At 69.2% G+C, this 17,384-nt stretch carries 16 protein-coding genes; 11 read left to right on the forward strand and 5 right to left on the reverse strand.

The window, feature by feature from the left end; all coding sequences use genetic code 11:
• Positions 1-31: 31 nt before the first annotated feature.
• The 9 genes from BHS09_RS14800 (at position 32) to BHS09_RS14845 (ending at position 12,956) form a co-directional block, all read left to right on the forward strand.
• Complete coding sequence (locus BHS09_RS14800) at positions 32-2,293, forward strand: EF-hand domain-containing protein (protein ID WP_140798199.1); 2,262 nt, start codon at positions 32-34, stop codon at positions 2,291-2,293.
• Positions 2,294-2,343: 50 nt separating this feature from the next.
• Positions 2,344-3,246: a tyrosine recombinase XerC gene (locus BHS09_RS14805; protein ID WP_140790684.1), complete on the forward strand. Its 903-nt coding sequence runs from the start codon at positions 2,344-2,346 to the stop codon at positions 3,244-3,246.
• Positions 3,247-3,626: 380 nt separating this feature from the next.
• The gene (locus tag BHS09_RS14815) at positions 3,627-5,447 is read left to right on the forward strand and encodes an SLC13 family permease (RefSeq protein WP_140798200.1); all 1,821 of its coding nucleotides are present in this window, start codon (positions 3,627-3,629) and stop codon (positions 5,445-5,447) included.
• Positions 5,448-5,517: 70 nt separating this feature from the next.
• The gene (gene hslV, locus BHS09_RS14820; protein WP_011553068.1) at positions 5,518-6,045 is read left to right on the forward strand and encodes an ATP-dependent protease subunit HslV; all 528 of its coding nucleotides are present in this window, start codon (positions 5,518-5,520) and stop codon (positions 6,043-6,045) included.
• Positions 6,046-6,057: 12 nt separating this feature from the next.
• Entirely contained in the window at positions 6,058-7,455 is a 1,398-nt protein-coding gene (hslU, locus tag BHS09_RS14825; RefSeq protein ID WP_140790688.1) for an ATP-dependent protease ATPase subunit HslU, read from the forward strand.
• Between the two features lie 37 nt (positions 7,456-7,492).
• The gene (locus tag BHS09_RS14830; RefSeq protein ID WP_140790690.1) at positions 7,493-8,737 is read left to right on the forward strand and encodes an acetylornithine transaminase; all 1,245 of its coding nucleotides are present in this window, start codon (positions 7,493-7,495) and stop codon (positions 8,735-8,737) included.
• Positions 8,738-8,846: 109 nt separating this feature from the next.
• Positions 8,847-10,208 (forward strand): J domain-containing protein, encoded by a 1,362-nt coding sequence (locus BHS09_RS14835; protein ID WP_140790692.1) that lies wholly within the window; start codon positions 8,847-8,849, stop codon positions 10,206-10,208.
• An 18-nt stretch (positions 10,209-10,226) separates the two neighbouring features.
• The gene (gene dnaK, locus BHS09_RS14840) at positions 10,227-12,068 is read left to right on the forward strand and encodes a molecular chaperone DnaK (protein WP_140798201.1); all 1,842 of its coding nucleotides are present in this window, start codon (positions 10,227-10,229) and stop codon (positions 12,066-12,068) included.
• Positions 12,069-12,956, forward strand: a complete 888-nt coding sequence (locus BHS09_RS14845; protein ID WP_140798202.1) for a tetratricopeptide repeat protein — start codon at positions 12,069-12,071, stop codon at positions 12,954-12,956. It abuts the gene before it with no gap.
• A 3-nt stretch (positions 12,957-12,959) separates the two neighbouring features.
• On the opposite strand, the gene BHS09_RS14850 is transcribed toward BHS09_RS14845, so the two are convergent.
• The 5 genes from BHS09_RS14850 to BHS09_RS14870 are packed head-to-tail and all read right to left on the reverse strand — an operon-like array spanning position 12,960 to position 16,120.
• Entirely contained in the window at positions 12,960-13,439 is a 480-nt protein-coding gene (locus BHS09_RS14850; protein ID WP_140798203.1) for an FAS1-like dehydratase domain-containing protein, read from the reverse strand.
• A gap of 5 nt (positions 13,440-13,444) precedes the next feature.
• Entirely contained in the window at positions 13,445-13,840 is a 396-nt protein-coding gene (locus tag BHS09_RS14855) for a MaoC/PaaZ C-terminal domain-containing protein (protein WP_140798204.1), read from the reverse strand.
• 39 nt (positions 13,841-13,879) lie between these two features.
• On the reverse strand, positions 13,880-15,022 hold the full coding sequence (locus BHS09_RS14860) for an SDR family oxidoreductase (RefSeq protein WP_174258781.1): 1,143 nt from the start codon (positions 15,020-15,022) through the stop codon (positions 13,880-13,882).
• A gap of 23 nt (positions 15,023-15,045) precedes the next feature.
• Complete coding sequence (coaE, locus tag BHS09_RS14865) at positions 15,046-15,642, reverse strand: dephospho-CoA kinase (RefSeq protein ID WP_140798205.1); 597 nt, start codon at positions 15,640-15,642, stop codon at positions 15,046-15,048.
• A gap of 10 nt (positions 15,643-15,652) precedes the next feature.
• Positions 15,653-16,120, reverse strand: coding sequence for a hypothetical protein (locus tag BHS09_RS14870; RefSeq protein ID WP_090492922.1), 468 nt, complete (start codon positions 16,118-16,120; stop codon positions 15,653-15,655).
• 163 nt (positions 16,121-16,283) lie between these two features.
• Between BHS09_RS14870 and BHS09_RS14875 the strand changes: the two genes are divergently transcribed.
• Positions 16,284-16,724 (forward strand): cytochrome c family protein, encoded by a 441-nt coding sequence (locus BHS09_RS14875; RefSeq protein WP_237078306.1) that lies wholly within the window; start codon positions 16,284-16,286, stop codon positions 16,722-16,724.
• 4 nt (positions 16,725-16,728) lie between these two features.
• Positions 16,729-17,349 carry a ribosome biogenesis GTP-binding protein YihA/YsxC gene (gene yihA / locus BHS09_RS14880; protein ID WP_140790706.1) on the forward strand — a complete coding sequence of 207 codons (621 nt, stop codon included), beginning with the start codon at positions 16,729-16,731 and terminating at the stop codon, positions 17,347-17,349.
• Positions 17,350-17,384 lie beyond the last annotated feature (35 nt).

A 17,384-nucleotide genomic window follows, 5' to 3' on the forward strand; every position in this document is an offset into this window, starting at 1 on the left:
GCCGGGCGGTGTGCTTACTTCCGCCGCCTGAATGGCTTCGCTCATCTATCGCCGCTACGGCGGCTCGCTCCAGGTCGACATCCCCTCCTTCGATGTGCTGGTGGAGGCCATCCGCATCCCTGAAACGCAGTGGATTGCCACGGCGTGCCCGTTGGAGGGCCTGAGCTGTGATCCTCGCCTGCTGACGTTGATGGACGCGGACGGCAATGGCCGCATCCGCGTGGCGGAGGTGCGCACGGCGGTGGACTGGGCCGCCAAACAGCTCAAGGACCGGCGCGGCGCGGACGCCTCCAGTGACGTGCTGGAGCTGGACGCGCTCAGCGAGGAGGCGAAGCCCCTGCGCGGCGCGGCGGAGATGATTCTCCGGACGCTGAAGGCGACGGACGCCGGGCGCATCTCCCTGGCGCAGGTTCGCGAGAGCGAGAAGGCCCTGCGAGAGGCCGGGCAGAACGGCGATGGCATCGTCGCGCCCGAGCACCTGCCCGAGCACCTGCGGCCCCTGGCCCAGGAGCTGATGGCCAGCTTTCCCGCGCTGACGAACCGGGCGGGCAAGGTGGGCGTGGACGCGACGCTGGTGGCACGCTTCCGCGAGGAGCGCGCGAAGCTGAGGGAGCACCGGGAGAAGCAGGGCGCGGCGTTCGTCTGGGGCGACGTCAGCCTGGACACGGCGAAGCGCGTGCGCGACGTGGCGCCGCTGCTGGATGCGTACTTCGTGCAGTGCCGGTTGGTGGCCGCGCAGCCCGAAGCGGCGGCGAGCCTGCGCCTGCGCGCGGAGCGGGTGGAGGGGGCGCTGGGTGACGTGGCGGCGCTGGGGAAGGCGGCGGGCGACCTGCCCATCGCGCCGCCGGATGCGTCGGGTGTGCTGGAGTGGGCCCGTCTCCTGCGCGGGCCCGCGTACGAGGTGCTGGATGCGTTCCGGACGGACGTCGCCACGCCGATGACGGGGGATTCGCAGCGACTGTCGGACTCGGCGTGGCGGGAGTTGGCGGCGAAGGCGGACGGCGTGCTGGCGTGGCAGGCACAGCTCGAGGCGAACCCGGTGCGCAAGCTGATGGACACGCTGCCGTCGGTTTCGGACGCGGACCTTGGTGCCCTGGACGCCGCGAGCGCGGCGGACCTCGCGCTCAAGCCCACGCTGGATGCAGTCAACGAGTTGGAGCGGTTGGTGCTCTACCAGCGCTGGCTGCTGCTGTTCGCGAACAACTTCATCAGCATGCCCAGCCTCTACATGCCCAAGCGGTTGGCGCTGGTGGAGAAGGGGACGCTCATCCTGGGCGGGCGCAAGTACACGCTGTCGGTGCTGGTGACGAACCGGGCCGCGCACTCCGCGCTCACCGCGCTGGGGACCACCTGCATCCTCTACGTCCAGGTGGCGCCGAAGGACGGGACGCCCGGGTATGAAGTGGCGGTGCCGGTGACGAGCGGCCGGAGCACGGAGCTCGCGGTGGGCAAGCGGGGCGTCTTCTACGACGTGGACGGCGTGGAGAGCGACGCCATCGTGACGCAGGTGGTGCGTCAGCCCGTGTCGCTGTGGGAGGCGATGACCATGCCCTTCGCGCGCATTGGTGACTTCATCACCAGTAAGGTGGAGGGCCTGGCCTCGGCGGGGGAGAAGACGTTCGATTCGACGCTGGAGCAGGGCTACACGAACGCGACGAACGCGCCGCTGGTGGCGCCTCCTCCGGCGGCGGGCGCGGCTCCCGCTGCCGCCGCGGCGCCCGCGGGAGGCGGGTTGGCGGGCATCGTGGCGGCGGGCGGCCTGGCGGCGGCGGCGCTGGGGTCGTCCTTCGCGTTCATCATGACGCAGGTGAAGTCGCTGACGCTGGTGGACCTCATCTCCGCGGCGACGCTGATTGCCATTGTCGTCATGGCCCCGGCGGGGCTCCTGGGCTGGCTGAAGCTGCGCCGGCGCAACCTGGCGCTGCTGTTGGAAGGCTCGGGCTGGGCGCTGAATGACCGTCTGATGCTGACGCCGGAGCTGTCCTCGCTGGTGACGCGCCGTCCGAAGCTGCCCTCGAACGCCCGGGTGGACCGCATGGACATGGTGCGCTCGGCGCTGGCTCGGCAGCAGCAGGACGACGAGGCGGAGGGCACGTCCGGGTGGACGAAGCTGGCCATCACGCTGGCGGTGATTTTCGTCCTGCTCTGGCAGATCCGGATTCCGCTGCTGACCTGGTTCTGCCACGCGGGCTGGTTGTCTCAGGACACTTGCCTGGCGGTGTTGCCGTCCCAGGCGGAACCGGCTCCGGCGGCGGCAGCGGCGCCTGCCGCGGCTCCAGCCAAGGCACCGTAGGCTCACCGCGAATCTTGCCAGGATTTCTCCGGCCCGTAGGCTCGTCCCCGATGACGAGCCTGTCGCCGCTGCTGGAGAAGTTCCGCGCCCACCTGGAGGACGAGAAGGGCTCGTCCCCGCACACGGTGCGCAACTACCTCATCGACCTGGTGGACTTCGAGCGCTACCTGGTGGAGCGAATGAAGTTGTCGCTCCTGTCGGGGACGCACGCGGCGATTCGTGGCTACCTGGGCACGTTGAGCACGGACCACGCCCCGGCGAGCCGGGCGCGGCGGTTGGCGAGCATCAAGTCGTTCTACAAGTACCTCGTTCGGCAGAAGCTGTTGCCCGCGAGCCCCGCGAAGCTGGTGAAGAGTCCGAAGCTGCCGAAGACGCTGCCCAAGGTGCTGCCGGTGGAGGAGGTCTTCGCCATCCTGGACATGCCCGACCTGAAGACGGTGCTCGGGCTGCGGGACAGGGCGATTCTCGAGCTGCTCTATGGCGGCGGCCTGCGTATCAGTGAGTTGTGCGGGTTGGACATGCTGGACATCGACCGGAGCGGGCGAATCGTCCGGGTGATGGGCAAGGGGAGCAAGGAGCGGCTCGTGCCCGTGAATGCGCAGTCCATCCGGGCGCTGGAGGCGTACCTCGCGAGGCGGGGAGAGCTGCTGGCCACGATTCGGAAGGACCAGGCGCCGGATGCGATGTTCCTCAACTTCCGGGGTGGACGCCTGACGCCGAGGAGCATCGCGCGGCACCTGGATACATACGTGCTGAAGTGCGCGCTGACGCGGAAGGTGAGCCCGCACGCCATGCGTCACTCCTTCGCCACGCACCTGCTGGGCGGCGGCGCGGACATCCGCAGCATCCAGGAGTTGCTGGGCCATTCGAGCCTGTCCACCACGCAGCGGTATACCCAGGTGACGTGGGAGCAGCTCCAGCAGGTCTACGACTCCGCGCATCCGCGGGCGTGAGTGCTCGTCGACCAGGCGACGCCGCGTGATGGGGACCGTCATTGCTATCGCGAACGGGCTGGCTTGGTTCCTCCTGCCCTGGGTTTGTTGACGGACGGGTACACCGCGTTTCTGTTCCTCGGGACGGCACGCATGCAGCAGATGGCTTCGGGCGTTCCCGTGGTCTCACTGATTTTTTACGCCCGGTTCTGCTCCATTCGTTCGGCGTTGTCCCTGTCCTGTTTTGCCCCGGTACTCGCGGCGTTCTGTCTCGTCCATCTGGGCGTGCAGTGGGGCTTGCCGGTGCTATTTGGCGCGCCAGCGGTCGTGGCGTCGAACCTGGGGCGTGGGCTGGGCGTAGGGGTAGCGAATCCCTATGTGGGGTGTCATAGCTGCTCGATGTGACCCCTCCTGCGCTCATCACCCTTGGCGTCCTCGCCGTCTCCCTGGTGCTCTTCGTGAGCGACCGGGTACGGCTGGACATCGTGGCGTTGCTCGCGCTGCTGTCGCTCCTCCTCTTCGACATCGTTCCTGTGGAGGATGCGCTCGCGGGTTTCAGCAACCCGGTGGTCATCATGCTCGTGGGGCTCTTCGTGATTGGCGGCGCCATCACGGAGACAGGGCTGGCGGGGTGGCTGGGACAGCGGCTGGGGCACCTCGCGGGGGAAGGGGAGGGGCGCACCATCGCCGTGGTGATGCTGGCCACCGCCGCGCTGTCTGCCTTCATGAGCTCCACGGGGACCGTGGCCATCCTGATGCCGGTGGTGGGGACGCTCGCCCTCCGGCGCGGAATCGCGCCCGCTCGCATCTACCTGCCCTTCGCGTTCGCCGCCCACCTGGGCAGCATGCTGACGCTTATCAGCACCCCGCCGAACCTCATCGTGAGTGGGGCGCTTCGGGATGCAGGCCATGAGCCGTTCCGCTTCTTCACCTTCTTCCCCATCGGTGTGGTGATGCTCGCCGCGGGCATGCTGTTCCTCATCTTCGTCGGCAAATACCTGCTGCCCTCGGCGGCGCAGGGGCAGGTCGCGGCGCAGGCCGTGCTGTCGCCCGAGGACTTCGCCACTGAGTACGGCCTGGGAACGATGCTTCATTCCCTCCGCGTTCCTCGTGGTTCGAAGCTCATGGGCCGGACGCTCGGCGAAGCCAACCTGCGCTCCGCGCACGCAGTGAACGTGGTGGGCATCTCATTGGCGGGCGCTGCGCATCCGGTGGTTCCGCACCGTCCCTTCGGAGCGAACGAAGTCCTGGTCGTCCAGGGCCATGAGGATGCAGTCGTCGCGACGGTGGAGCACTGGGGGTTGGAGCGGCTCCCGTCCTTGCAATCGCTGTCGCTGCCTCCCGAGGAGTCGCTCGCGGAGGTGGTGATTCCCCGCCGCTCGGCGCTGGTGGGCCGGACGCTCCGTCAGGCGCGCTTTCGCGACCAGTTCCGGGCCACGGTGCTCGCGATTCGCCGGGGCACGGACGCGGTGGTGGATGCCTCGTCTCCCGCACTCAAGGACTTCACGCTGCGGCGCGGCGACACCCTGCTCGTGAAGGGCCGCAAGAAGCACCTGCGCAACCTGTCCGAGGCCCGAAGGGACCTCGTTCTCCTCGCCGAACCCGACCCGCGCACCGACCGCCTCGCGGACCCGCGGCGGGCGGCGCTCACCGTCGTCATCACCCTGGCGATGTTGACGGTGATGGCCCTGGGCCTGCTGCCCAACGTGGTTGCTGTGCTGCTCGCGGCGGTGGCCATGGTGCTCACGGGTTGCGTGCGCTCCTCGGAAGTCTACCGCACGGTCAACTGGGAGAGCGTCGTGCTCATCGCCGGAATGTTCCCGCTGGCCACCGCGCTGGAGCGGACCGGCGTGACGCAACTGGCGGTGGCGGGCCTGGAGCGGCTCTTCACCGGCGCCAGCCCTCACGCCGTATTGGCGGTGCTCGCCATCGTGACGTCCACACTGGGCTTGTTCATCTCCAACACGGCCACCGCCGTCCTCGTGGCCCCGGTGGCCCTCCGCATCGCGGAGTCCATGGACCTCCGGCCCGAGCCGCTGTTGATGGCGGTGGCGATCACCGCGTCGGCGGCGTTCGCCACGCCCATCGCGTCGCCCGTGAACACGCTGGTCATGAGCCCTGGGGGCTACCGGTTCGCCGACTATGCCCGGGTGGGCATCCCGCTCCAGGTGCTCATCGTCGCGCTGGCGGTGCTGGTAGTGCCGTGGGTGCTTCCTTTTTGAAGTCTGAGAGCAGACAGCCAGTCACTGTTCCTTGGAAACACCGCGCCCGGCTTGTTAAACCCCGGGTCCTATGTTCCACGGCACCACCATTCTTTGCGTGCGGCGCGACGGGAAGGTCGCCATCGCCAGCGACGGCCAGGTCTCCCTCGAAAAGACCGTGATGAAGAACACGGCGAAGAAGGTCCGCCGGCTGGGCGAAGGCCAGGTGCTCGCCGGCTTCGCTGGCAGCACCGCGGACGCCTTCACGCTCTTCGAGCGCTTCGAGGCCAAGCTCAAGGAGCACCAGAAGAACATGGCCCGCGCCTGCGTGGAGCTGGGCAAGGACTGGCGCACCGACCGCTTCCTCCGCCGGCTGGAAGCGCTCCTCATCGTCGCCGACAAGGAGAAGACGTTCATCCTCTCCGGCGCGGGTGACGTGATTGAACCCGACTACGGCATCGCCGCCGTGGGCAGTGGTGGCCCCTACGCGTTCGCCGCCGCGCGCGCCCTCATGGCGCACACGCAGATGTCTGCTCGCGACGTGGTGCACCAGTCGCTCACCATCGCGGGTGAAATCGACATCTACACCAACGCCAACATCTCCATCGAAGAGCTCTAGGAGACACACCCCGTGGCCGAATCGCGCAAGTTGTCCGCCTTCACGCCTCGCGAGGTCGTCAGCGAGCTGGACCGCTACATCGTCGGGCAGAACGCCGCCAAGCGCGCCGTCGCCATTGCCCTGCGCAACCGGTGGCGCCGCCAGCAGGTCAACGACGACCTGCGGGACGAAATCCACCCGAAGAACATCATCATGATTGGCCCCACTGGCGTGGGGAAGACGGAGATTGCCCGCCGCCTGGCGAAGCTCGCCCAGGCGCCCTTCGTCAAGGTGGAGGCCTCCAAGTTCACCGAGGTCGGCTACGTCGGCCGTGACGTCGAGTCGATGATTCGCGACCTCGTCGAGGCCGCCATCGCGCTGGTCCGCGAGGAGGAGACCGAGAAGGTCGGCCCCCGCGCCGAGGAACTGGCCGAGGACCGCTTGATCGAGCTGATGCAGGGCGGCGGCGTGAAGTCGTCGTCCGCGACGCCGCCGTTCGGCTTCGCCCCACCGCCACCTCAACCGGCCCAGCGTGTCAGCGACACCGCGCGCGAGAAGTTCCGCGCCCAGCTCCGCGCCGGCACCCTGGATGACGTGGAGGTGGAGGTGGAGACCGCGGAGTCGTCGCCCACCTTCATGCGGGGCTTCTCCGGCCAGGGCATGGAGGAGATTGGCGTCAACCTCCAGGACCTCTTCAAGAACATGCCGGGCATGAACAAGACGCGCCGTCGTCGCGTGCGCGTGCCCGAGGCGCTTCAGCTCCTGCGCAAGGAAGAGGCCGCCAAGCTGGTGGACCCCGACCGCGTCCAGCGCGAGGCCGTGGTCCGCGCCGAGATGAACGGCATCATCTTCATCGACGAAATCGACAAGATTGCCAGCCGCGAGGGCGGCAAGGGTGGGGGAGGGCCGGACGTGTCCCGGGAGGGCGTCCAGCGGGACATTCTCCCCATCGTCGAGGGCTCCACCGTCAATACCAAGTATGGCGTCGTGAAGACGGACCACATGCTCTTCATCGCCGCTGGCGCCTTCCACGTCTCCAAGCCCAGCGACCTCATCCCGGAATTGCAGGGCCGCTTCCCCATCCGCGTGGAGCTGGAGCCCCTGACGGGCGAGGACCTGGTCCGAATCCTCCGTGAGCCGAAGAATTCACTCTTGCGACAGTACACGGCCCTGCTCAGCACCGAAGGTGTGCGTCTGTCCTTCACCGACGACGCGGTGACGGAGCTGGCGCGCATCGCCCAGCAGGCCAACGAGCGCACGGCGAACATCGGCGCTCGGCGGTTGCACACCATCCTGGAGCGACTGCTGGACGAGGTGTCCTTCTCCGCCAGTGAGATGGGCCCCCGGGATTTCCAGGTGGACGCCGCCTACGTGCGCGAGCGCCTGGCCGCCATCGTCCAGGACGAGGACCTGTCGCGCTACATCCTGTAGCGCGCTATATGCGGAGGGGCACCGTACCGCACGAAGGATGACTGCCTTGTCGCAATCCGAGCCGTCCCCCTCCGCATCGTCCGACTCCTCCACCGACGCCCTGGTCCAGAAGGCGAAGCGCCACCTGCTGCAGAACTACAAGCAGCCGCCCTTCGTCCTGGTTCGGGGCCAGGGAACTCGAGTCTGGGACACGGATGGCCGCGAGTACCTGGACCTGATTGGTGGCATCGCCACGTGCGCGCTGGGACACTGCCACCCGGACGTCGTGGCCGCCGCGAAGGCGCAGCTGGACTCACTGTGGCACGTCTCCAACGCGTTCTATTCGCAGCCCCAGATTGACCTGGCCGCGCAGCTCACCGAGTGGTCCGGCCTGTCGCGCGCGTTCTTCTGCAACTCGGGCGCGGAGGCGAACGAGGCGCTGCTCAAGCTGACGCGCAAGGTGATGAAGGACCGCGGCACGCCGGAGCGCTTCGAGGTCATCTCCTTCGACAGCAGTTTCCACGGCCGCACCCTGGCCACCGTCACCGCCACGGGCCAGACGAAGTACCAGAAGGGCTTCGAGCCGCTGCCCGCCGGCTTCACCCACGTGCCCTACGGCGACCTCGAAGCGGTGCGCAAGGCCGTGGGCCCGGCGACCGCCGCCATCCTCGTGGAGCCCATCCAGGGGGAGGGCGGGGTGCGAGTGGCGCCCCTGGGTTTCCTCGCCGGTCTGCGCGCGCTGTGTGACGAGCACGGGCTGCTGCTGCTGGTGGACGAAGTGCAGACGGGCATGGGCCGCACCGGCAAGCCATTCGGCTTCATGCACGAGGGCATCGTCCCGGACGGCATCAGCGTGGCGAAGGCGCTGGGCAACGGCCTGCCCATTGGCGCCATGCTCTGCAAGGACGAGTTGGGCGCCAGCCTCACGCCGGGCACGCACGGCTCCACCTTCGGTGGCAACCCGGTGGCCGCGGCCGCCGCCAACGCCGTGGTGCGCATCCTCCGCCGTCCCGGCTTCCTGGACGAGGTCCAGGAGAAGGGCGCCTACCTCCTCGCCCGGGCGCGTGAGCTCCAGGGCCGGCTGCCCGCGGGCCGCATCCAGGCCGTGCGCGGCCAGGGGCTGCTGCTGGGCGTGGAGCTGGATCGCGAGGTGGCGCCCGTCATCGCCCAGCTGCGTGGGGAGGGGCTGCTGGTGAATGCCGCCGGCGACCGCACGCTGCGCTTCGCGCCGCCCTTCATCGTCACCGTGCGCGAGCTGGACGAAGGCCTGTCCATCCTCGAGCGCGTGCTCGCCGCCAACTGACCGGCGCGGCCGCGTTCCACCGCATGGGGGAAGGGTTCACGGGCGTTTGACGCCCTGCGTCCGGAACCCTAGTCTGGAAACTCCGGAAGTCTTTCCTCGGACCGCCACTGTGAGTGCGCCAAACACGATCATCGGGCTGGGGGCCCTGACGGATCACATTGCCACGGTGCCCCAACTGGATGCAGCGCGTCTCCAGCTCACCGCGGAAGAGGGCTCGGTGCTCCAGCTCGTGGGGCGCGTGGAGCGCATCGACCAGGTGCTGGCGCGCTCCAAGCTGGGCGAGCCGCGCACCATCGCCGTGCTGCTGGCGCTGCGAGCCAAGGGCGCCATCGTCCCCGCCCGGGTGGTGCCCCGGGGCGCGCCCGCGCCCGTGGTGGACGCGGCCATGGCCGAGCAGGTGGACCTGGAGCCGGAGCGGAAGAAGGAGATCATCGAGCTGGAGCGCTCGCTCGACGCGATGGACCACTTCGCCGTGCTGGGGCTGAAGCCCGGGGCTCCGGCGTCGGAGGTAAAGCAGGCGTACTACAACGCCTCGCGCCGCTTCCATCCGGACCGCTACTTCGGAAAGAACCTGGGCAGCTTCCGCGCCCGCATGGAGCGCATCTTCCGGCGCCTCACGGACGCGCACAACGTGCTCATGCAGCCCGACAAGCGCGAGGCCTACCTGCGCGCGAATCCGGCACTGGCTCAGGCCGAACGCGCCGCCGCGCCGCCGCCCCCCTCCGCGCCGCCTCCGTCCGCGCCTGCGCAGCAACTGCTGACGCCAGAGCCGCCGCCGGTGCATCAGGTTTCATCGCTACCCCCGGCGCCCCGTCCGCCCGTGGCGTCCAGCGGGCCTTCATCCATTCCTCCGCCGTCGCGTCCGCTGGCGCCACCGCCGGATGATGGCGCGTCCGAGGCGCGCCGGGCGGAGCGGCAGGCCCGGTTGGCCCGGCATCCCTACCTGGCCCGCACGGGCCGGCTGGCCGAGTTGATTGCCCGGGGCAAGGCCGCCATCGCCAGTGGCGACTGGGAGCGGGCCTATCACGACTTCCATCAGGTCCAGACGATGGACCCGAAGAACCGCGAAGTCGCGCTTCTCCTGGTCAAGGCGCGCCGGGGGCATGACTCGCAGCGGGCGACCATCGAAGTCGCTCGAGGGCGGGAGATGGAACAGCACGGTGACACGCATGGCGCCATGTCGGCCTACCGGCTCGCTTGCTCCCTGGACGACCAGAACGCCGAGGCCGCCTGGCGCTGCGCCCGCCTGGGGCACCTGCTGGGGCAGGATGCCGCCGAAAGCCGAGGGCTGGCGCAGCGCGCCGTGGATCTGGACCCCGGCAAAGTCGAGCACCAACTGATGCTGGGAAAGGTGCTGTTGGACACCGGATCGAAGAAACTCGCGAAGCGGGCCTTCGAGGATGCGGCGAAGCTGGCCCCGGACAACGCGGAAGCGAAGGCCGCGCTCAAGAAGCTGCGCTGGACGTTCTAGGAGTAAGTACGGTTCCCCATGGCTGAGCCCGAACCCCTCATTGGCATCGACCTGGGAACGACGAACAGCATCGTCGCCACCGTCCAGGACGGCCAGCCCGTCGTCATCAAGAACCGCACGGGCCAGGGGCTCACGCCCTCCGTCGTGGCCATGGCGAAGAACGGCAAGCGGCTGGTGGGCAGCATCGCCAAGCGGCAGGCCATCACCAATCCGCAGGAGACGGTGTACGCGGCCAAGCGGCTCATCGGCCGGAAGTTCTCCTCGCACGAGGTGCAGGACTCGCTGCGCGCGCTGCCCTACGAGGTGGTGGCCGGGCAGCACGACGACTTGCGCATCTGCATGGGCGGCAAGGACCTGTCCGTCCCCGAAATCAGCGCCATGATTCTCCAGGAGCTGAAGGCGGACGCGGAGGCGCACTTCGGCCGGCCCGTCTCCAAGGCCGTCATCACGGTGCCGGCCTACTTCAACGACGCCCAGCGCCAGGCCACCAAGGACGCGGGCCGCATCGCCGGGTTGGACGTGCTGCGCATCATCAACGAGCCCACGGCGGCGGCGCTGGCCTACGGCTTCGGCCGCACGGTGAACGGGCGCGTGGCAGTGCTGGACCTGGGGGGCGGCACCTTCGACGTGTCCGTGCTGGATATCTCCCAGGGCGTCTTCGACGTGGTGGGCACCGGCGGTGACACCTACCTGGGCGGCGAGGACTGGGACAACCGCATCATCGAGTGGCTCGTCTTCGGCTTCGCGAAGGAGCACGGCATCGACCTGCGCAAGGACCGCATGGCGTTGCAGCGGCTCAAGGACGCGGCGGAGAAGGCCAAGGTGGAGCTGTCCAGCGTGCGCGAGGCGGGGCTCAACCTGCCCTTCATCTGCACGCCGCCCGGCGGTGGTGCGGCGCTGCACCTGCAGGCCACGCTGAGCCGCGACAAGCTGGATGACCTGACGTCCGACCTGGCGGAGCGGGTGGTGGGACTCACCACCGAGGTGCTCGGCGAGGCGGGCGTGCGCGCCTCCGAGCTCAAGGAAGTCATCCTCGTGGGCGGCATGTCGCGCATGCCGAAAATCGTGGAGGCCGTGCGCGGCTACTTCCGCCGCGAGCCCTGCAAGGGCGTCCATCCGGACGAGGTGGTGGCGCTGGGCGCCGCGATTCAGGCCCACGCGCTGGTGCAGCCAGAGCACGAGCTGCTCTTGCTGGACGTGACGCCGCAGAGCCTGGGCGTGGCCATCGCCGGGGGCTCCGTGCGCCGGCTCATCCCGAAGAACACCACGGTGCCCACGTCGGCCACGGAGGTCTTCGCCACGTCGAAGGACCTCCAGCGCGTCGTGAAGATCATGGTGCTCCAGGGCGAGCACGACCTGGCGCACCAGAACGAGCTGCTGGGCGAGTTCGTCCTCACCGGCCTGCGGGAGGCGCCGCGGGGCCAGGTGGAGATCGACGTCACGTTCGACATCAACGCGGAGGGCATCGTCTCCGTGCACGCGAAGGACCGGGAGACGGGGCTTCGCCAGTCCATCACCGTCACCGCGTCCAGCGGCCTCACGGAGGAGGAGCTCCAGCGCATCATGGACGAGCAGCGCGGCTACCTCATCGCCGCGCGGGCGTCCGAGGAGCTGAAGACGCGGCGCGTGGAGCTGGACTCGCTGGCGCGCGACGTGGTGGACGCGCTGACGCGGGCGCGGCTGCTGCCGGGTGGGGGCGGTCTGGCGCCAGATGTGATGCCTCGCGCGGAGCAGGTGCTGGAGCACGCGCGCGCGGTCCGCGCGGGTGAGGACGTGGCGGCGCTGGGCCGCGCGTGTGAACTGCTCACGGGATGCCTGGCGCAGCTCAAGGGGCCGGCGCCCAGCGGCACGGGGCGGTAGATGAGCCGCCAGCGCGCGAACCAGCTCATCGAAGCAGGACTGTGGCTGCGCCTCAGTGGCGACACCCAGGGGGCGCAGCGTCTCTTCGAGCGCGCGCTGGAGCTGGATCCGACCAACACCCGCGCCCGGGAGTACCTGGCGGCCGCCACGGGCGCGCCTTCGCGGGGCACGGCGACGCCGTTCGAGCGGCCTCCGGAGTTGGAGCCTTCGCTGGGGCGGCTGGCGCCCACCGACGCGGACCTGCCCGTCTCACCGGCGCTGGAAGGCGACTGGGGCGCATGGGCGGAAGGGCAGGGCGGCCCCGCGGAGGCCGGTGGCAGGTCGCCCCCGGTGCCCGTCGTCCTTCCGGAGGCGCTGGACGGCGGCACGCCGGCGGACGTGCTGGAGCTGCTGGCGCGCGACGTGGTCATCGAGTTCGACGAGCCCGTCATCCAGCCGAAGGGGGACACCGACGAGTACGGCATCCCCGAGGGCCACACCCAGGAGTTCGGCCTCCCCGCGGCGGAGAGCGAGCTGGACCTGCTTCTTCGCGGGGCCGAGGACCTGCTGGAGCTGGATGACCACTCCGGCGCGGTGGACCTGCTCTTCAAGGCGAAGGAGCTGGCGCCGTCGGACATCCGCGTGGAGTCGCTGCGCGCGCGCAGTGAGCGGATGCTGATGGCCCGGCTGGAGTCCAAGCTGGGCGACCTGGGCCGGGTGCCCGCGGTGCGCCTGCAGCCGGACGACATCATCTGGCTCAACCTGGACCACCGCGCCGGCTTCGTGCTGGCGCAGATTGATGGCTCGGTGAGCTACGAGGACCTCTTCTCGCTGTCGGGGATGACGCGGCTGGATACCGCGCGCATCCTCGTCCAGCTCATTGATGAAGGCGTCATCTCCGCGGGCTGACGGCTAGCCGCGGATGATGGCCGTCCACGTGCCCTTCACCACCAGGGTGCCGTGCTGGTTGCGCGACTCGCTGGTGACGATGACGAAGCCCATGCGGGCGCGCTCGTAGAGGTCCGCGATGCGGCCGGTGGTCGTCATCACGTCGCCGGGGCGCATGACGTCCAGGAACTCCAGGTCCTGTTCGCCATGCACCAGCATCTGCATGTTGATGTTCAGCGCGGGGTCCGCGATGGCGGCGCTGAAGGGGCGGATGGCGAAGACGACGGCGAAGCTGGGGAAGGCGATGAGGCCCCCGTGAGGCCCCGCCTTGGCGGCCTGCTCGTCGTAGAGGAGCGGGCTGACGTGCGCGGGGGGCTCGCCCGGCGTTCCGGCGCCCGGCTTCGCGCCGCCGACGGCGAGCGTGAACTCGCGCATCTTCTCCTCGCCCAGGGTGTAGCGGTACGGGCCGTACTCACGGCCGATGAATTGCTTGTCGAGGGCCATGGTCGTTACCTGATGAAGGCTTCGACGACGGCGCCCTTGAGGACGTCCTCGCCGCGCTGGTTGGTGGCGGAGACTTCCGCCGTGAGCCGCCCGTCCTGGACGGCGGTGACCCGGCCCTGGAAGGTAATCGTGTCCTCGGGCCGCACCGGGCGCGAGAAGCGCGCCTTCACGCGGCGGACCCGGCCCGGGTCCTCCACGAAACCGGCAATGGCTTCCACGACCCAGCCGAGGGTGCACAGCCCCTGGAGGATGTTGCCGTTGAGTCCGGCGGCGGAGCCCGCCTCCGGGTCGATGTGGATGGGGTTGTAATCCCCCGAAGCGCCCGCGTAGTAAATCGGCCGGTACCGGTCGCACTCGCGGACGTGCGTGAACGTGTCGCCTGGCTGGTAGGTGCGTGGCATGGGAACCGTGGATTTACCACGGCTGGCCGCCGCGCGTGTTCAGGGACGTTCCACGTCGGGTGCTGCGCCCTGATCCAACGGGTCGTCCTCGTCCGAGCCCTCGCGGCGCTTGCGGTACTGGTCCCGCACGTAGGCCACGAGCTGATCCAGATACGACGACAGGGGAGGGCACCGCACGCCGGTGCCGTCCAGCAGCTCCAGCGTGTTGTGGCAGTTGTAGATGGCCAGGTGGTTGACGTAGCTGATGGCGGCGCGCTGTGGGCGGGCCAGCTTCTCCAGCAGCGGAAGCCGCAGCATGACGTCCGCCGCCCGCGCGGAGAGGTTGAAGCGCGGCAGCTTCTTGTTCGACTTCTCCGCGATGAGCTCGTACACGCGGCGCGCGCTCATCGGGTTGGGGTCCACCAGGTGGAAGGTGTTGCCCTGGGCGCGCGGGTCCTTCGACAGGCGCCACACCGCCTCCACCACGTAGTCCACCGGCACCACGTTCAGCGGCGCCACGCCGTTGCCCGGCAGGGGCAGGGGCACCACCAGCGGCGAGGTGACCAGGAGGATGCCCAGGTAGTAGGGCCCCTCGAAGCGGTCGATCTCCCCCGTGCGGGAGTCGCCCACCACGCTGGAGGGCCGGAAGACGGTGATGGGCAGGGTGGCGCCCGCGCGCTGCACCAGCCGCTCCGCCTGGAACTTCGTCTCCTCGTAGGCGTTGCGGAAGCCCTGGCCCCGGTCCAGCTCGTCCTCGGCGATGACGCCCAGGCGGTCGCCGGACACGTAGCAGGTGGAGAAGTAGTTGAAGCGCGTGAGCTTCCCGCAGTCCCGGGCCAGCTCCAGCATGTTGCGGGTGCCGTCCACGTTCACCCGCCAGGCCGTCTCCTTGGCCACGCCCAGCTGGGCCACCGCCGCCAGGTGGAAGATGTCCGTCACCCGCTCGCACAGGCGCTGGTACTCCTCGCCCGACAGGCCCAGGTGCATGTCCACCACGTCGCCGGTGAGCAGCTCCACCTTGGCGCCCTTCACGCGGGCGGCGTGCTGCTGCGCTTCCTTGAACGACTTGGGCTGCACCAGCGCGTAGATGTGCCCCTTCGGGTCCTCGCGGGCGATGTGCTCCACCAGCCGCTTGCCGATGAACCCCGGGTAGCCGGTGAGGAAGTACGTTCCGGCCGTGGCCTTCTTGCGCGTCTCGCTCATGCGGCGCGCAGCATACCCGGCGCTCAGCCGCGCGCGAGCATGGCGCGCCACATCGCTTCAACCTGGGCGCGGGTGGAGGCCAGGTCCCCACTGTTGTCGATGACCCAGGTGGCATGGGCGCGCTTGTCGTCCAGGGGGAGCTGGGCGGCCAGCCGGGCGTCGGCGGCGTCGGAGTCCAGCCCGTCGCGCGACATCAGCCGGGCTTTCTGTAGCGCGCGGGGCACCCACACCACCGCCACGGCCTCCATCCAGGCGTGCATGCCACTTTCGATGAGCAGGGGCACGTCATAGATGACGCGCGCCACGCCCCGTTCCTCCAGCGCCTGGAGCTTGTCCATGAAGGCCTGACGCACCAGCGGGTGGGTGATGTCGTTGAGCGCGGCGCGCTCTGCGGGGTCCCCGAAGACGCGTGCGCCCAGCTTCACCCTGTCCAGCCGGCCGTCCGAGCCCACCACGCCGGGGAAGCGCGCCGCCACCGCGGCCAGCCCGGGCGTGCCCGGTTCCACCACCTCGCGGGCAATCACGTCCGCGTCCAGCACCTCCGCGCCCAGCTCCCGCAGGACGCGCGTCACGGTGCTCTTACCGGAGGCGATGCCTCCCGTCAGTCCGAAGACGTGCACGGGCGTGGCCTTACTTCGCGGCCTTCTGCGTGGTGAACGTCAACGACTGAACCGTCTTGCCGTCCTCGTTGAAGAAGATGGCCAGGCCCAGGCGGGGGTAGAGAAAGTAGGTGCGGAAGTCGTCCGTCAGCTTGCGCAGGTAGCAGGGCGTGGCGGGCGCGGCGCCGGAGGGGCAGGAGGGACCGTAGCTGTTCTCCACCGTCTCCTTGTCGATGATGGGCCCGGGGAACACGTCGATGCGCTCCACCAGCTGCGTGTCCGGATCCACCTTGAACTGGGCCTGGGTGGTGCCCTTGATGGCCTCCTTGGCCAGGTAGGCGATGATCTCCTTGCCGTCCTGTTTGACGGTGCGCGAGGGCTCACCGAACTTCTTGATGATTTCGTCGCGCTTCGACACGCCCGGCTCGATGCCCTGCCAGGGCTTGGCGGCGGCGGGGACGGCGAAGGTGAGGACGGCGAGGACGGTCAGGATGCGCATACGGCTCCTCCCTGCTGGAACGGGCGGGCAAGGCTCTAGCAATCCCCTATGCCCGACGGAAGTTTCTGCCGGTCATTCAACCACGAGACGCCTTGCCCCGTCCGGGGGGCTCTGCTACTCCGGCTCCATGCGCGTTCCTGGCATCAGGATCCTCTCCCTTCTCGTGCTGGCCGCCGCTGGGGCGGCCGGGGGCGCCGACTTCGTAGGCCCGGACAGCTGCAAGGGCTGCCACCCCGAGGCCTACGACGCCTGGATGCAGTCGAAGCACGCCCGGGCGGAGAGTTCGCTCACCGAGCAGCAGAAGAAGGACGGGCGCTGCCTGTCCTGCCACTCGCCGGAGCAGGTCACCCAGGCGACGGTGAATGTCACCTGTGAGACGTGCCACGGCGGTGGGCAGTACTACTCGCCCGAGTACGTGATGAAGGACTCGGAGCTGGCGCGCCTGGTGGGCCTGGTGGACCCCTCTGAGAAGCAGTGCCGCTCCTGCCACGACGCTTCCTCGCCCTCCCTCCGGCCGTTCGACTTCAAGGAGTCGCTCAAGGCCATCGACCACTGGTCCGCCGAGCGCGCCCGCCGCGCCGCGGATCCGTCGGCCAAGAAATGATGTCGTGATCAAGGTCCTCGACGCACGCTTCGTCACCACCGCCGTGGAGCCCAAGGGCTACCCGACGGACCACGTTGCGGAGGTGGCCTTCGTCGGCCGCTCCAACGTGGGCAAGTCTTCCATGATCAACGCGCTCACCGGCCGCAAGAAGCTGGTGCGCGTGTCCAACACGCCGGGGCGCACCCGGACACTGAACTTCTTCGACGTGGACCTGGAGCGCGGCGGCGTCCGCCACCAGCTCCGCCTGGCCGACCTGCCGGGCTACGGCTTCGCCAAGGCCAGCAAGGCGGACAAGGCCCAGTGGGAGAAGATGATCACCACCTACCTGGAGAAGCGGCACCGCCTGGAGGCCGTGGTCAGCATCGTGGACGTGGAGGTGGGCCCCACGCCGGACGACCTCGCCACGCTCGACTATCTCCAGGCGCACAACCGCCGGGTGCTGGTGGTGGCCACCAAGGTGGACCGGCTCACCAAGGCCAAGCGCAAGCCTCGGCTGGTGGAGCTCTCCAAGCTGATGGACCTGCCGCTGGAGGTCATCCTCCCATTCTCCTCCACGGAGAAGCTGGGCGTGGACGAGGTCTGGGGCGCGCTGCTCGACACCTTCGGCAAGTCCACCCGCGTCTGAGGGCCGCCGGCATCATCCGGTAGCCGCCGCTCCCG

The sequence above is a fragment of the Myxococcus xanthus genome (assembly GCF_006402735.1).
Lineage (GTDB): Bacteria > Myxococcota > Myxococcia > Myxococcales > Myxococcaceae > Myxococcus > Myxococcus xanthus_A.

Excerpts from the sequence above, each read along its gene's own strand:
- BHS09_RS14800 (WP_140798199.1), top strand. The coding sequence starts at position 32 with ATGGCTTCGCTCATCTATCGCCGCTACGGCGGCTCGCTCCAGGTCGAC.
- BHS09_RS14805 (WP_140790684.1), top strand. The coding sequence starts at position 2,344 with ATGACGAGCCTGTCGCCGCTGCTGGAGAAGTTCCGCGCCCACCTGGAG.
- hslV (WP_011553068.1), top strand. The coding sequence starts at position 5,518 with ATGTTCCACGGCACCACCATTCTTTGCGTGCGGCGCGACGGGAAGGTC.
- BHS09_RS14830 (WP_140790690.1), top strand. The coding sequence starts at position 7,493 with ATGACTGCCTTGTCGCAATCCGAGCCGTCCCCCTCCGCATCGTCCGAC.
- dnaK (WP_140798201.1), top strand. The coding sequence starts at position 10,227 with ATGGCTGAGCCCGAACCCCTCATTGGCATCGACCTGGGAACGACGAAC.
- BHS09_RS14845 (WP_140798202.1), top strand. The coding sequence starts at position 12,069 with ATGAGCCGCCAGCGCGCGAACCAGCTCATCGAAGCAGGACTGTGGCTG.
- BHS09_RS14850 (WP_140798203.1), bottom strand. The coding sequence starts at position 13,439 with ATGGCCCTCGACAAGCAATTCATCGGCCGTGAGTACGGCCCGTACCGC.
- BHS09_RS14855 (WP_140798204.1), bottom strand. The coding sequence starts at position 13,840 with ATGCCACGCACCTACCAGCCAGGCGACACGTTCACGCACGTCCGCGAG.
- BHS09_RS14860 (WP_174258781.1), bottom strand. The coding sequence starts at position 15,022 with ATGAGCGAGACGCGCAAGAAGGCCACGGCCGGAACGTACTTCCTCACC.
- BHS09_RS14870 (WP_090492922.1), bottom strand. The coding sequence starts at position 16,120 with ATGCGCATCCTGACCGTCCTCGCCGTCCTCACCTTCGCCGTCCCCGCC.